This is a genomic window from Achromobacter sp. SIMBA_011, from assembly GCF_046535435.1.
In the GTDB taxonomy this organism is placed as follows: Bacteria; Pseudomonadota; Gammaproteobacteria; order Burkholderiales; family Burkholderiaceae_B; genus Achromobacter; species Achromobacter dolens.
In genome coordinates, this window is sequence record NZ_JAWRWN010001064.1 from 1 (window position 1) to 244 (window position 244).

The window sequence follows — 244 nt, forward strand, 5'->3', positions numbered from 1 at the left end:
TCAAATATAAATCTTGCTTCGTTCATTTCCCCTGGCAATATGTAGACATATTCAAGTATTTTGTTTGTTAATCTAAACATAGCATCAACTATATAACTATCAATATCTACTTGATCTCCATGAGCAGCCATATTTCCAAAATCTTTTATTACCTTTGAAATGTCACCCATTAAAGGGGGTAAAATTTTTTGTTGTTGTAACTGATTAAGTTTTTGATGAAGCTGTCCTTTAACAGCCCCTTTAT

1 protein-coding gene is annotated in these 244 nt (G+C 31.1%); it reads right to left on the reverse strand.

Features of this window, described 5'->3' with window-relative positions:
* A partial coding sequence (locus tag SB816_RS34285; RefSeq protein ID WP_410548533.1) for a DUF4145 domain-containing protein occupies positions 1-244 on the reverse strand: 244 nt, incomplete at both ends.